The organism is Trichocoleus sp. DQ-A1 (assembly GCF_039961955.1).
Classification (GTDB): domain Bacteria; phylum Cyanobacteriota; class Cyanobacteriia; order Cyanobacteriales; family FACHB-T130; genus FACHB-T130.
This window is the reverse complement of record NZ_JAMPKE010000011.1, coordinates 63,242-78,051: the sequence shown is the minus strand read 5'-3', so window position 1 is coordinate 78,051 and position 14,810 is coordinate 63,242. Positions and strand designations below refer to the sequence as shown.

10 protein-coding genes are annotated in these 14,810 nt (G+C 46.6%); 3 read left to right on the top strand and 7 right to left on the bottom strand.

Translation table 11 applies throughout. The features are described 5' to 3' along the window. Positions 1–36: 36 nt before the first annotated feature. The 5 genes from NDI33_RS13215 to NDI33_RS13195 form a co-directional block, all read right to left on the bottom strand. Positions 37–819 carry an ABC transporter ATP-binding protein gene (locus NDI33_RS13215; RefSeq protein WP_190429226.1) on the bottom strand — a complete coding sequence of 261 codons (783 nt, stop codon included), beginning with the start codon at positions 817–819 and terminating at the stop codon, positions 37–39. A 169-nt stretch (positions 820–988) separates the two neighbouring features. Next, positions 989–2,110 carry a magnesium chelatase ATPase subunit I gene (gene bchI / locus NDI33_RS13210; RefSeq protein WP_190531894.1) on the bottom strand — a complete coding sequence of 374 codons (1,122 nt, stop codon included), beginning with the start codon at positions 2,108–2,110 and terminating at the stop codon, positions 989–991. Positions 2,111–2,129: 19 nt separating this feature from the next. Next, on the bottom strand, positions 2,130–2,291 hold the full coding sequence (locus NDI33_RS13205; protein ID WP_190675947.1) for a hypothetical protein: 162 nt from the start codon (positions 2,289–2,291) through the stop codon (positions 2,130–2,132). Positions 2,292–2,357: 66 nt separating this feature from the next. Further along, positions 2,358–4,682 carry a CHASE2 domain-containing serine/threonine-protein kinase gene (locus NDI33_RS13200; RefSeq protein WP_348245645.1) on the bottom strand — a complete coding sequence of 775 codons (2,325 nt, stop codon included), beginning with the start codon at positions 4,680–4,682 and terminating at the stop codon, positions 2,358–2,360. A 1,076-nt stretch (positions 4,683–5,758) separates the two neighbouring features. Next, on the bottom strand, positions 5,759–6,169 hold the full coding sequence (locus tag NDI33_RS13195; protein ID WP_190412114.1) for a GFA family protein: 411 nt from the start codon (positions 6,167–6,169) through the stop codon (positions 5,759–5,761). Positions 6,170–6,697: 528 nt separating this feature from the next. Between NDI33_RS13195 and NDI33_RS13190 the strand changes: the two genes are divergently transcribed. Further along, entirely contained in the window at positions 6,698–10,300 is a 3,603-nt protein-coding gene (locus NDI33_RS13190) for a GAF domain-containing protein (RefSeq protein ID WP_190675942.1), read from the top strand. Between the two features lie 452 nt (positions 10,301–10,752). Continuing rightward, on the top strand, positions 10,753–11,406 hold the full coding sequence (locus NDI33_RS13185) for a heterocyst differentiation related protein (RefSeq protein WP_190412034.1): 654 nt from the start codon (positions 10,753–10,755) through the stop codon (positions 11,404–11,406). Positions 11,407–11,457: 51 nt separating this feature from the next. Here NDI33_RS13185 and NDI33_RS13180 read toward each other — a convergent pair whose 3' ends face one another. Both NDI33_RS13180 and NDI33_RS13175 read right to left on the bottom strand, forming a co-directional pair. Then, positions 11,458–11,718 carry an HAD hydrolase family protein gene (locus NDI33_RS13180; protein ID WP_190675940.1) on the bottom strand — a complete coding sequence of 87 codons (261 nt, stop codon included), beginning with the start codon at positions 11,716–11,718 and terminating at the stop codon, positions 11,458–11,460. Positions 11,719–11,845: 127 nt separating this feature from the next. Further along, positions 11,846–12,028: a hypothetical protein gene (locus NDI33_RS13175; RefSeq protein ID WP_190438852.1), complete on the bottom strand. Its 183-nt coding sequence runs from the start codon at positions 12,026–12,028 to the stop codon at positions 11,846–11,848. Positions 12,029–12,718: 690 nt separating this feature from the next. Here NDI33_RS13175 and NDI33_RS13170 point away from each other — a divergent pair. Continuing rightward, a complete protein-coding gene (locus NDI33_RS13170; protein ID WP_190675939.1) occupies positions 12,719–14,758 on the top strand; it encodes a serine/threonine-protein kinase in 2,040 nt (679 codons plus the stop codon). Positions 14,759–14,810: the final 52 nt, after the last annotated feature.

The following is a 14,810-nucleotide window of genomic DNA, read 5'->3' as shown; positions in this document are numbered from 1 at the left end:
ATTCTGCCTTTTTTAATTTTTAATTTTTAATTGATTTTAGCCGATGACGTGAATTGGGCCGGTTACACTTCCACTAAAAAATTGTTGAACGATAGGATTTTGGGTGGTATCAATCTCGCTGACGGCACCTTCCCACTGTACCTGTCCCTGATAGAGAAATATCACTCGGTCAGCAGTGCGGCGAATGGTGCTTTCTTGGTGCGTCACCATGACATAACTGCTACAACTGTCTGGTATTTGCTGCAACTGACGAACTAAATCTTCAATCACTGTGGAAGCAATGGGGTCAAGACCAGCAGTAGGCTCATCATAGAGTAAAACTTCTGGGTTGTCTTGGGGATGGTCTGGATTGGACATAATCGCACGGGCGAAACTCACCCGCTTTCGCATTCCACCCGATAATTGCGAGGGGTAGCGATCGCTAACCCCTGGCAACCCAACCATCTCTAGCTTTTCCTCCACCAATTCTCGTATCCGCCGACGCGACAGTTTAGAACGCTGAAACAGCAGAAAGCCGACATTTTCTTCCACCGTCAGCGAATCGAATAAAGCCGCTTGTTGGAACACCATCCCAATTCCAAGGGGATCTTCGGCATCTTCAATTAAGCCGCGACGTCGCTTTCCCAGGATATAAACTTCACCAGAATCAGGAGCCAGAAGTCCCGCAATAATCCGCAAAATCGTCGATTTACCAGTCCCGGAGGGGCCAATAATTGCCAGCGCATCGTCCCGATAAATTGTCAGATCGACCCCATCTAAGATGACATTGTTGCCAAAGGATTTAGAAATTCCCTTTAGTTCGATGAGTGGCTCTGCCATAGAAAGATTGGGGATTGGTAAAAAGTTTTGAGTTTTGAGTTTTGAATTAAAGAACTCTTTTATAACTCAAAATTCAACGCTCATAAATTAAAACTTTTAATTTTAATTTATGGGCGTTGAATCGAAAAACTCTCTAATCACTCAACACTCAACACACTCTCAGTCCTGATTACCGAACACCCTGACGAACTCCATTCGCTGTAGCTGTGTTGGTTTCTGCTGAGGACGCTTCCAGTCCAAAGACGCGACCAAACACTTTTTCCACCTTGTAGCCGGAATCAATGGACTCCAAGGGGTCTTTGCGGAGCCGGTGACGCAGACACAGGGTGATGACGCGGTGGATATCGTCTACGGTGACTTCAGTGCGTCCTTCTAGGGCAGCGATCGCGCGAGCGGCTCGGTTCGTAACCATATCGCCCCGTAAGCCGTCTACATCCAACTCCGAACAAACTTCGGAGATTTTCACCCGCAAGTCATAGTCCATCGTCACCGAGGACAGGCGTTCTTGAGCGCTGACGAGCTTTTGTTGCAATGCTTGTTGCTGCGGAAGATATTTTTCCAGAAACTTCGGGGGATTTTGGTCAAACTCAGCCCGTTGCTCTACAATTTCCACTCGCAGCGCTGGTTCCTTCACCGTGCGAATTTCTGCGTGCATTCCAAAGCGGTCGAGCAGTTGAGGTCGCAGTTCGCCTTCTTCCGGGTTGCCGGAACCGACTAGAACAAATCTCGCCGGGTGACGGATGGAAATTCCTTCCCGTTCGACGGTGTTCCAGCCGCTTGCCGCTGAGTCGAGCAGCACATCGACTAGGTGGTCGTCAAGTAGGTTGACTTCATCCACATAGAGAATGCCCCGGTTGGCTTTCGCGAGGAGTCCGGGTTCAAAAGCTCTGACTCCTTGGGATAAAGCTTTTTCAATGTCAATAGTGCCGCAGACGCGGTCTTCTGTCGCACCGAGCGGCAGGTCAACCATCGTCACTTTTTTGTGGGCGACGGGAATTTCTTCCTGTTTCGCCAAGCGATCGCGCACGCTGTCGCTCATCAAATCGGGGTCTCTTGGATGACTATTAAACGGGTCATCGGCAACGACTTCGATTTCTGGCAACAGGTCAGCCAAAGCCCGGATCGTGGTGGATTTGCCCGTTCCGCGATCGCCCATAATCATCACGCCGCCAATGTAGGGGTCAATCACATTCAGCAGCAAGGCCAGTTTCATCTCTTCCTGACCCACGATAGCAGTGAAAGGAAAAACGACACGGCGTGCCGTAGGGGACGCTGAGGCTGTCGGACTCACAGAATTGTTACCCATCTTATTATTCACCGCCTTTCATTGTGCCACTTTTCGCTTCATCCGAACCGAAAATTCCGAATCCATTGAAGATGAGTGAATTCAGAATTTTGCCAAACGGCATGGGTTCAATTTTTCTGAAGCGATCGCATTTTTTAGGCAAATCTTCGTCTAAAACATTTTTCAAACGATGTCAATCCCCCCTCACCTGTAGCACCCACATCCTGACTACCGCCTGACTACCGGATGATGTTTACGCGGGAGCGCTAGGAAGCCGTTTCAACTCCTGTAGCACCTCTGTAGCTGACTGGTAACGAGTCACAAAGTGGAAGTGCACCATCTTATCCAAAATCTCGGCAAATTCGTCTCGCACTGAGGCAAATTCGCGCCAATTAATGTTGCCGGTGTTCCGGTCAGTTTCCAGCTTACTAGGCGGTATCCCCGTCACTGCCTCCACCCCAATCATGCCCAAGGCGTAGATATCACTGCTGAACCTAGGGTGTCCGTCGTATTGCTCAGCCGGAGTATAACCACGGGTGCCGATAGCAATGGTGCGGTTTTCCTGTTCGCTTTCTTCTTGGGGCTGAATCTGTTTCACGGCACCAAAGTCAATTAAAACTAAGCGACCGTCTTTTTCTCGGCGAATAATATTACTCGGCTTAATATCCCGGTGGATGACTTGGTTTTCATGGATAAATACCAGAATTTCCAGAACCCCGCACAGGATTTCCACCACTTGCGCTTCCGGTAGGCGCTTATCTATCAATAGTTCATCGGTGAGCGGATGACCTTTAATAAATTCTTCAATTAAATAGAATTCTTCGTTTTCTTCAAAATAGGCGAGTAACTGCGGAATCTGAGAATGGTGCCCCAAGCTCTCCAGAATGGCGGCTTCTGTAAAAAATAGCCGTTTTGCCAATTTCAAGAATTTTTCATCCCGAAGCGCAGGCATTAAATGCTTAACCGCACACTGGGGCTTACCCGGTCGCATGGTATCTTCGGCTAAATACGTATGACCAAACCCGCCCGAAGCCAGAGGTCGAAGAATCTTGTAGCGTCCCATCAATAGAGACGGTCGCAGGGAGTCGCCGTACTTTACGGGAGAGGAATCTAATAATCGCTGGCGCTCCAGTCGCTCAGGTTCTGTAATCACATCTAGGCTAGGCTGCCACGGCTGAGTCTCATCATCATCATCATAATCATCGCGATTGGGCAGACCTGATAGTGGAGCAGGGGCGATCGCAGTTGCTACCTCTGCTTCTTCCTCAGTCTGTGGTTCCTGATTCTTCTGTTGGAGAAGTGCTTGCATCTGTGCCAGGTTGAATTGCTGTTCCTGAACCAGAAGCGCGATTTTTTTCTGATTTTGTTCGGCTTGGTGAGCGCTATAAGCCACGACACCAGCAGCCGTTCCCACCAACGCGATCGCAGAGGGAACCACTGGCACCCATCCCGCTTGGGTAAATAACACCCAACACGTCCCAAACAGGACACCCAGCGCGGCTCCCTGTCCCAGTAACAAATGCCCTGGATGCCGCAGTCGCAAAGCCATAACGCCGCCAGTTACAGACCAACCCAAGACCCACAAAGCTTCTCCCCAATCCGACCAGAACCAAAATAAACGACGCCCATCCAGGACAGCACTGAGCAGTTGACTTACCAGATGGGAATGAGTGACAACCCCAGGCATTTTCCGATTTCCCTTCTGTGAGCCGCTGTAGGGAGTATAGAAAGCGTCATCAATGCTGGAAGCAGTAACCCCGATGAGAACGATGCGGTCTTTTACCCAGCTAGGGTCAAACTGACCGTTCAGGACTTGACTCATCTTTACCTGGTTGAAAGGGCGGTTGGCAGAGCGGTAATTGAGGAGAATTTGGTATCCCCGCGCATCTATGCCTTGATATCCGCCATCATTAGCCTCTAGAGGTTTGAAGACCGTGTTTTTCCAACTGAGATAATCTGCGGTTTCTGGAGCAACGATTCCTTCTTTTTCTAAGTAACGTTGTACGAGCTGGAACCCCAAGGAGTTGGGGTTAGGACAGGGTTCGTGTTCAGAGGGAGAGGGAGAAACAAATAACAAAGCCCGCCGCAGAACGCCATCACGATCAACCTTAACGTCGCTGAAGCCAACCCGACTCTCTGAAACGCTTGGTGGTGCAGCATTACCGGGACTTTCCGAGTCTTTAACTCTACACACGGGAACGATGCGGCTCTCCTTTTGCATCAGAGCCGCAAATTCCGCATGACCAGGCTGTACGGGCAAATCGCGAAAGATATCTAACCCAATGACACGCGGTTCGTTTGCCAGCAATTTTGCTAGCATCTGATGCATTCGTTCGTCAGACAGAGGGTATTGCTTGTAAGTTTGGATGTCTGCTTCGGTGACAGCGACTACCAAGATCCGGGGATCTGGCTCTTCGGCTGGTCGTAACCGCATCATCTGGTCATAAGCACTCAGTTCCAGCGGCTCCAGCAGACCTTGTTGCCGGACTCCCAGCACTAAGAGGGAGACCACCACACTGACCACAAGTGCTGGTTGTCCCAAGATTAAGGCAGCAGTGCGTCTTAGGTGCGATCGCACTGTATGGAAATTCCCCTTTGAAAGCCGATCTATCACAGGAACGTTGTCAGGTTAGAAAGTAAAAAGCTTAATTAAAAGGTTGGAATGGTTAAAACTTACCGATCTTAACAAGCGATCGCTACGACGTATGGGAATACTTACCGCGTAAACATTTGCTTGCGTTACCCTAGCCCTGCTGTCCGATAACAGCCTGCTTTTGCCACTTCAAGCCTGCATGGCTTTTAGAAATAAATGCCTCCTGTCCCTATTTGCATTCTAGTGTTCGTAACTGACTGTGAGTATCGCTCTGCCGTTTCGATCGATCGGTTATTTTCCTTTAGTCTTTTGTCACTCTAGTCCTTCTTTACCATACTTAAGTCTTGGTGGTAACTTTCTTAAGTGGTTATTTTGCGTGTTCTTTCGCTTGAGGTACATTCATCGCTAGTTTCGGTGTTGGCAGATTCTTTAGCAATTGAGCGTGCGAGGGGAGAGACGGCAAAGTTGGTAGTAGACAGTAGAAAAATAGACTCATTGCTTCTAGTTTTTCCTCTAAAAGAAGGATTTTTAAGCTAAAATCGGTCGCATTGCTAGGAATAATGAGAATTTTTGTCTGCTCCTGAATTCGGATTTTTTATTAGACGTTAATCTATACTCTCTTCTGGCTTTGTTGACGGCTAAGCTTTTTACAGTTTCAATTTAATAATTCAGCCAATATTGAAACAAAATTAACAATTAAAAATAATTTCCTTGGAGCTATAAGCGTATTTTATAAAAATAATCCTACCTATTTTGTCCTCATGCAGGCAGATAAGATTCACGCTCCTCAATTCTCTTGATTTCAGCGCCAAGCTGGCTTTCTCCCCAATAGTTTGGAGAGGACTGCGATAAATGGTAGTCAATCGGGCAAAATGTTAATTTTCGCAGGTTCCAGCTACTTAAATTGATTCGCACTCACTTCAGACTTTCCGGTTGGGTTTCGCACAAAGACGAAACCCAACACCTCCCTTAGTTTTTGTTGGGTCACTCTCTCTTGAAGACTCCGTCTACATGACCTCAAACCAACCTACAATGATAGATAAGCTGGGTGAGAGGATTTATTAATCCGTGTCCGATGCTTCAGAGCGAATTAGGTGTACGTTTTGTTCCCAATTAACCCCATCAAAAGGCACAATGCGAAAGCGAGACACCACATCCTCATCCAGACAACGCACGTTGACATCAATAGATTCGGGATGGGAACGGGGACGATAAAAAGGGTGAATCCCACAAATACGGCAGAAGGTGTGCTTAGCAACACCCGTGTTGAAGGTGTAGGTTGTCAATAAGTCTGCACCGCTTAGCAAGGTAAAACGTTCGGACGGCACAATTAGATGTAAAAATCCCTTCTTCCTACAGATGGAACAGTTGCAGTCATCTGCCTTATGTTCGTCAACGATTACCCGAAAGCGGACTGCGCCACAGTGACAGCCGCCTTCGTAGGTAATTGGTTCTTCTGTTTGTGCGCTCATATTAGTCATTCACGGTTAGCAGAGTTTGGTTGATTTCCAGTTCCTAGTCTATTGTTAATGGCTATTTTCTAGCACTTCTCTCGCAAATAATGGTTAAAGTGTAGAGAAAAGCGTGGTTCGCTACTTTTATGACCGCTCTACAACTATAATAAATTAAACATAAATATATATTTCTTTATGAGATAAAAAGTAAATATTGTTTAGTATAAACAAAAACCAATTTTAAAATCAGTTAGGAAATTCTAACGTAAAAGAGCCATTACTTAGGTTTTCTCAGGAGGTAATGTTTTTTATCGAGCTGCAATGAGTTATTATAATTGCTGGCTCAAATATCTATGATAGACATAGCCTTTTTAGAAAACGAACGATTGAGTTGGTATAGCATTTAACATTACATAGCCATAACTGAGGCATTCAAACCCATCAAACAACCTGCTATTTAGTCCATTAAATTAGTTTTTTGATAAACAAAGATAAAAAATTTAGTCCCTCTATCTCTATGAAAAAAAAGGGGTAAGAGATTACAAAATGGACGCAAATCACCAGCCAATTGGGCATGACTATTTACAAGGTGAAGGTGCTTCTGGAGAGTTACAACAAACTATTGCAGGTGCAGATGTAGAACGTCCCCAACTTGAGGAAGAACTGCGGAACACGAGAGCTGAACTAGAAGCATACCGAACACTGTACAACAAGACTCCCTGTATTCACTTTACTTTGGATTTAGAAGGAGTCGTTGTTGGGGTTAATCAGTTTGGAGCGGCTCGTCTTGGTTATAGCGTCCAAGAGTTGGTTGGAAAAACAATTTTCAGCACTTTTGCTCCTGACGAGCGAGAAAAGTTAAAAGCTGAGTTTGCTCAGTTTTTGCAACAAGCAATTCAAGAAGCATTTGAGTTGAGTTCAGGGATCGAGTCAAACGCTTTGGTTACTAGTTGGGAATTGCGCGCCTGTTGCAAAGACGGCAGCATTTTCTGGGTAAATGTTACCGCTAGCATTGTACAAAGAACGAATACGGATAGAGTTGTCCTCCTGGTTTGCGATGACATAACTGAGCGCAAACAAGCACAGGAACGTCTACATTTACTGGAGCAGGTTCTCCGTGATTGCTGCAATGGCATTGTCCTTACCGACTCCAATCAACCAGATAATCCAATTATTTATATCAATCCAAGTTTTGAGCGTTTAACAGGCTATTCTGCTGAGGAAATCATAGGGTACAACTGCCGCTTCTTGCAGGGCGCTGACACTGCTCAGCCAGCACTCGACGAGCTACGAATGGCGATTAGGGAAGCTAGAGAATGCCATGTCACCTTACGCAACTATCGCAAAGATGGCACCCTTTTCTGGAACGAACTCTATCTTTCCCCAATCGGGAGTCCACAAGGGAATCTAATCGGTTTTGTGGGGATTCAGACTGACATTACCGAGCGCAAACAGGCAGAAGAGGCACTAAGCAAAAGCGAAGCAAAAAATCGCGCTCTTTTAAGTGCCATTCCAGATTTAATCTTCCGAATTAGCAAAGATAGCACTTATTTGGACGTCAAAACGGCTAGAGACTTTGATACGTTCTTACCTGCTCAGGAATTCTTAGGTAAAAAGTTAGACGAGGTTTTGCCCACAGAAGTCGCTGAGAAAGCCAAATACCATGTGGAGCAAGCACTTTCTACGAACGAAATCCAAATCTTCGAGTATCAGCTTCCCAAAAATGGCAATTTGCACGATTACGAGGCGCGGCTTGTTGTCAGTGGGGAAGATGAAGTTTTAGTCATTGTGCGCGACATTAGCGATCGCAAAGCCGCTGAAGAGTCACTGAGACAGCAAACCGAGCGGGAACAACTGCTGAGGGCGATGCTAGAACGCATCCGTCAGTCTTTAAATTTAGAAGAGATTCTCAACACGACGGTGTCTGAAGTCCGGCAATTTCTCGCCTCCGATCGAGTGATCGTTTTCCGCTTTCAGCCGGACTGGAGTGGAGTCGTGGTAGTGGAGTCTGTCGCCAACGGTTGGACTCCGATCCTGGGAACAACAATCCACGATCCTTGCTTTGAACAAGTCTATGTCCAGTACCAACAGGGTCGCACTAAAACTATAGAAGATATTTATACAGCCGAGTTGAGTCAATGTCACATCGATTTACTACATCGGCTTCAAGTTAGAGCCAGCTTGATCGTCCCGATTCTCCAAGGAGAGGAATTGTGGGGACTGCTAATTGCTCATGATTGTTCGCAACCCCGACAGTGGCAACAGTTGGAAATTGATTTGCTTTGTTCATTGGCAACCCAGGTAGCGATCGCAATTCAGCAAGCCGAACTCTACAACCAAATGCAACAGCAAGCTCAGCGCGAGCAAGCACTGAATCGGTCTATTTCTGCAATTCGTAGCTCTCTAGAATTAGAAGTAATTTTTGCCACAGCCACAACGGAAATTGGTCAGCTTTTGCACATCGACCACGTTTCCATCCTGCAATATCTTCCGCAGCGGCAGGTTTGGCTGAATGTGGCACTTTACTATCAAGGTTCCAGTTTGTCGAGCAGGCTGGGTATGGAATTTCCAGATGTAGACAATTTGTTGGGAAGGCAACTCAAGCAGTTACAAGTGGTTTCCATTCACGATACTCAGACTATCGAGGATGAGGGGAATAAGCCTCTAGCAGAGGCTTATCCGGGTGCTTGGTTGTTGGTACCGATACACTTTCAAGGAAACCTCTGGGGAATCTTAACACTATCGATGGAAGGTCGTCCTCGCTACTGGCAAGACTCAGAGGTAGACCTGGTTTGTGCCTTCGCGGCTCAACTGGCGATCGCGATTGGGCAATCCACCCTGTTTAAGCAGGTGCAGCAGCTGAACGCCAATCTAGAACGCCAAGTGCAACAACGCACAACCCAACTGCAAAAAGCGCTTGGCTTTGAAGCCGTGCTAAAACGCATCACCGACAAAGTCCGCGATAGTCTCGACGAAAGCCAGATTTTACAGGTAGCCGTTCGAGAGTTAGCGCTTTCATTTAATATGGGCAGCTGTCATGCTTCGCTCTACAACCTGGAGCAAGAAACTGCCACAATTTGCTACGAGTACGCCACCTCAATGCCTTCCTCGCAGGGACAGGTGATGCAAATGGCAGACTTCCCGGAAATTTACGCTCCTCTACGACAAGGTAAATGTTTCCAATCTTGTTCAATCAGTCCCGACTTTGTCCGGAGTAAGGTGGCGATGTTGGCTTGCCCGATATTGGACGATCAAGGAGTGCTGGGGGATTTGTGGTTATTCCATCGCCCAGACTATACCTTCAAAAAACTAGAGATCCGGCTAGTGCAGCAAGTAGCGAATCAATGCGCGATCGCAATCCGTCAAGCCAGATTTTATCAAGCATCCCTGGCACAAGTGGAGGAACTCGAAAAACTCAATCGGCTCAAAGATGAATTCCTCAGCACCGTTTCCCACGAATTACGTTCGCCTGTATCCAACATGAAAATGGCGGCTCAGATGTTGGAAATCACCCTCAAGCGCGAGGGTGTCTTGGATGCCAAAATAGCAAAACCCCCTACAGAGGTCAGCAAAGTCAGTCTCTACTTGCAGATATTGCAGAAGGAATGCAAACGGGAAACCGATTTAATCAACGATTTGCTTGATTTACAACGCCTAGAGGCCGGGACGCGACCCTTGGATTTAGACGTCATCGAACTTCATCTCTGGTTGCCCCAAATTGTAAAACCTTTTCAAGAGCGTGCCCAAAACCGCCAACAAATCTTGCAGGTTGACATCCCCTCTCAATTACCTCGTTTAGTTTCCGATTCATCTAGTTTGGAACGCATCCTCGCAGAGTTGCTCAACAATGCTTGTAAATACACTCCCCCAGGAGAAAAAATTGTCCTTACCGCCGAAGCGAAATCGGGAACTCTTCAATTGAGTGTCAAAAATTCTGGGGCTGAAATTCCTCAGAGCGAGCTAACCCGGATTTTTGATAAATTTTACCGAGTTCCCAATGCCGATCCCTGGAAGCAAGGCGGAACTGGCTTGGGACTGGCACTGGTGAAGAAACTGACAGAGCATTTAGGAGGCGAAATCTGGGTTGAGAGTGGATCGGGTCAAACCGGCTTTATCATAGAGCTACCGATTAATTTTGCTTATAGTTAACTTTCCCCAACGCCTTCCCCAACCCCAAGGGAAACACGAAGGCATCTCATCCCTGCGGTGTGGCAAATCTAGCGATTCTGGTTTGGATGCAATACGGATTAATATCCCGTCCGCAGAAAGGGGTTCAATATCCCCGCTGGGTGAATAGTGAGGGGTTGAGGGCGAAGTTCCAAGTGTATTGCACGCCACAGTGAGAACCGCTATCAAGTACGGATGTCAATTTGTCGCTTCTTAAATCTCTACAATTTTTTTTTAGCTGGACAACTGACATGATGTGGTTTTGAATGTAAGAGCATATACGAGGTCGTAACAAACGCCTCCCTATCCCATCTACTTCAGTTGCTAATTTAGTTGCTAAGTTAACCCGATTTGAGTAGGGTGTTAAGTTATGATTCTCGGAGTGCATCAGTTGCGACTATTTGTGGTTCAGTTACCGTTGAAAAGCAAGAGCGATGAGTGAAAAGAGTACAGCATTTCTGGCCGGGGCTGCCTTCGCCGGAATTGCAGCTTTCGTCTTGCTTAGAACTGGCGGGAATCCCAGTCAAGCTAACCTGCCGACTTACCTACCCTCGCCACCGCAGCCAGGACAACCCTATGGCACGATGCAGCAGCTGCCGCCTCCGCCTCCAACTGCGGCTGGTGTCTCGCCGGATACGACTCCCTATTGCTTACAGCAGCAGAGCGAAACTCAAAGGCTAAAAGATCGGCTCGAACAGCAACAAAGTGAAACCGAGCAGGTGAAAGCCCAGCTGCGGAATCAGCAAATGGTGATTGAGGCTCTGACTACGCAGGCAAAAGCAAATGTCTATCCTCCGCCGGTCAACCCAACCCAAGCCTTGCCTCCTGTTCAAGAGCAACAGCCGTTAAATCCCATGCTGACAGGCATCCTCTGGGCAGTAGGAGGCATGGTTCTCACTGTCATTAGTGGGGTTGTGCTGGCAGCAGCCTTTGCTTTGCTGTCGCAACAGCAGCGTCCTCCCCGGACAGTACAAGTGATTCACCCCATCCAACCCCCCCCGCCAACCTTATCTCACAGACGGCGTTCTGAGTTTCTGCCCCCGCAGCTAGAAGGTAGGCGGAATGACTCCATCGACTACGACAGGTAGACAAACGTTGACCGCTTCTGAGCTATCTAGCAGAATGTTGTGTCATTGCCGCTAGGCTTGAAGTGCGGATAAATCAGAAGCCACCAGATGGTCAATCAATTCAATTACCCCAGCACCGCGATCGCCCTTCGTGACAAAATCGGCAATCTCTTTGAGCATGGGCAGGGCGTTGACGACGGCGACGCCACACTCGCACAGGTTCAGCAAGGCGCTATCGTTTTCGGCATCGCCAACGCCTACGGTGTTGTGCGGCGATAATCCCAATTGGCTCAATGCCACGCTTAACCCAGAGGCTTTGTATCTTCCAGGCAATTGAACGCTATAGTTGCTTTGATTTTAATGGGAATAGGCGGCGTTACTGCTCTTACAGGTAGAGATAAGTTATTTTTATCAATTTAAATTGCCTGACTTAGTTGTTGAATTTCTCTACTGGCGTATTTCAAGGGTTGTTTTTGACAGGTTCTAGCCCGCACTTGTAGTAAGCGATCGCCCAATCTTCTTGCGCCTGCACAACTAAGACGCGCATGGCTGACTCGTCGCTAGCAATGTCTTCATCTATCGGCGATCGCTCATTTTTTTCGAGTCGAGTTTTAAACCCAAAACTGCCGAGTGAGGTCAGCATCGCCCCAATGTGCCTGAGAAGCGAATGGATATAGACATCTAACGCCAATTGAGCGCGTTAGTTGCCTTTTGCAACGGCACTCTGAATCTAGGGCAGATATCCCGATAAAAAAGTACCACTTGAGGGACACCTGGCAATACTTTTTCAATCGCTTCAATTCCCTTTAAGTTGGCTGGGTAATAGAGTAGGGTTAAGCCTCAATGAAATATTTTTTTAAATGTCAGCTTGACTTTCTTCTCTAGTCATTACAGCGTCTTGCTTGCGATCGCTTCCCTCGTTCCAGGTAAACTTAAACGAGACGTAATTTCAGCCGCTATGCATCAACGAGTTTGTTTAGTTGATAGCAATCCTTATTCATTCATGAACTAGGATTGCACTAATTACTCCTCTTTGACATTCAATATGATATTTTGAGGCTTTTAAATACCTTGAGAGCGACAAGAGCCGACTTCCTTTGCATCCCTCTTAAGTTCTCTTCGCCAAGGATATTTTTTCAAAGAGGTGCATATCAAACGGAAAATGCTATAAATTCAAACTAAATTTTTAGGATAGAAAAACCAGCCCTTCTTTTTTTGTCGTCAGCTAAAAGCCTTAATAGATAACAACTATTGGGCTTGCATCCTCCAGCAATGGGTGGATGATTGAAAATTCTCAACATATATTAGGGATATGACAATTCTGTAGCTATCTATGAGCTACTGCATCAATCCCTGCTGCCCCAAACCTAACGATCCAGCCAACGCCAACAACCGTATTTGCCGCAATTGTGGCTCAGAGTTGCTGGTACAAGGGCGCTATCAGGTCATGCGCCTACTGAGTGACAACAGTGGCTTCGGCAATATTTATGAAGCCTACGAGGGCGCAACCCCCAAAATCCTGAAGATCCTCAAAAAAGATCACAACACGAATGCCAGAGTCGTCGAGCTATTTCAGCAAGAAGCCATTGTATTAAGCCAGCTGAATCATCCCGGCATCCCCAAAGTTGAGCCTGATGGATACTTCCAGTTTTATCCCAGAAACAGCCGAGAGCCAGTGTATGGCATCATCATGGAGAAAATTGATGGTCCCAACTTAAAAGAGTGGATGCAACAACAGGGCGATCGCCCTCTCGATCAGCGGCTAGCTCTTGACTGGTTAAAACAGCTCGCTGAGATTTTACATCTTGTCCACCAAAAAAACTATTTCCATCGTGATATTAAACCCGCAAATATCATGATGCGCTCTACAGGGCATCTGGTATTAATTGACTTTGGCACCGCCAGAGAGATGACCTATACTTACCTTGCGGAAGTCGGCGGCGCAGGCAGTGTCACGAGGATTAGTTCTGCTGGCTATACACCTCCAGAGCAAGAAAAAGGTCATGCTGTACCCCAGTCAGATTTCTATGCCTTGGGCAGAACTTTTGTTTATCTGCTGACTGGCAAACTAGCAACAGATCGCGCAATTTATGAACCTTTAACGGATAAATTTAATTGGCGCAATCATGCACCGGGTATTTCACCCTTACTGGCAGATTTTATTGATAAACTGATGGCTCCTACCGCAGGAGCGCGGCACAAAAATACTCAAGAAATTTTAGATGAACTCGCTAAAATTTCACAGTCTTTATCTAGACATAAACCTTCTCCTAATTTTAGTCTGATTGGTATCGGGGCAATTGTTGGGATACTTCCACCTTGGCAGCCTTCATTAGCCCCAACGATCATTGTTAGTAAGAAAAATAAAAATAAATGGTTGGTGGGGGGAGCCGTTGCTTGCTTGGTCGGATTAGGAGGATATGGAATTTGGCAACTATCTTACCAAGACGCGCCCAAAGTTATCGCTTATGAAAATCTTTCGGGAGTTAAAACGCTTCATGGGCATGAAAGCCAGGTAAATTCTCTGGCGATTAGCCCGGATGGACAAATTTTAGCCAGTAGCAGTGCCGATAAAACAATTAGAATTTGGAACAAGTCTACAGCCAAAGAGAATCGCATCATAAAAGGGCATGATAGCTACATAAATTCTCTAGCGATTAGCCCAGATGGAAATACATTAATAAGTGGCAGCGCCGATAAAACAATTAAAGTTTTAAATGTCTCCACTGGTCAAGAAATCCGTAGATTAAAGGGACATTCTAACCCTATTAATTCTGTTGCGATTAGCTTTGATTGGCAGACTCTAGCCAGTGGCAGCGCCGATAAAACAATTAAAATTTGGGATATTTCTACGGGTAAAGCAATCCACACGCTTCAGGGTCATTCCCAACCTGTTAATTCCGTTGCAATTAGCCCAGATGGGCAGACTTTAGCCAGTGCTAGTGCCGATAAAACAATTAAAATCTGGGATATTTCTACTGGCAAAGCAATCCGCACACTTCAGGGTCATTCTCAACCTGTTAATTCCGTTGCGATTAGCCCGGATGGGCAGATTTTAGCCAGTGCTAGTGCTGACAAAACGATTAAGATTTGGGATTTAAACACTGGGAAACAAATTCACACCCTCACCCGGCATTCTAACTATGTGAATTCGGTTGCGATTAGCTCAGATGGACAAACTTTAGTCAGTGGCAGTGCGGACAAAACAATTAAAATTTGGAATCTTTCAACGGGTGAAGAAATTCGCACGCTTACCGGGCATTCTAGCTGGGTTAAATGTATTGTGATTAGCCCGGATGGGCAGACGATTGCTACTGGCAGTGGTGACAGTACTATCAAAATTTGGCAGGTGCCGGTCGCAGATGCCCGATAACTCACGGGGGTGTTGGCGGGGGCGGCTATTAGATGTTTATCGGCTTCCTTTG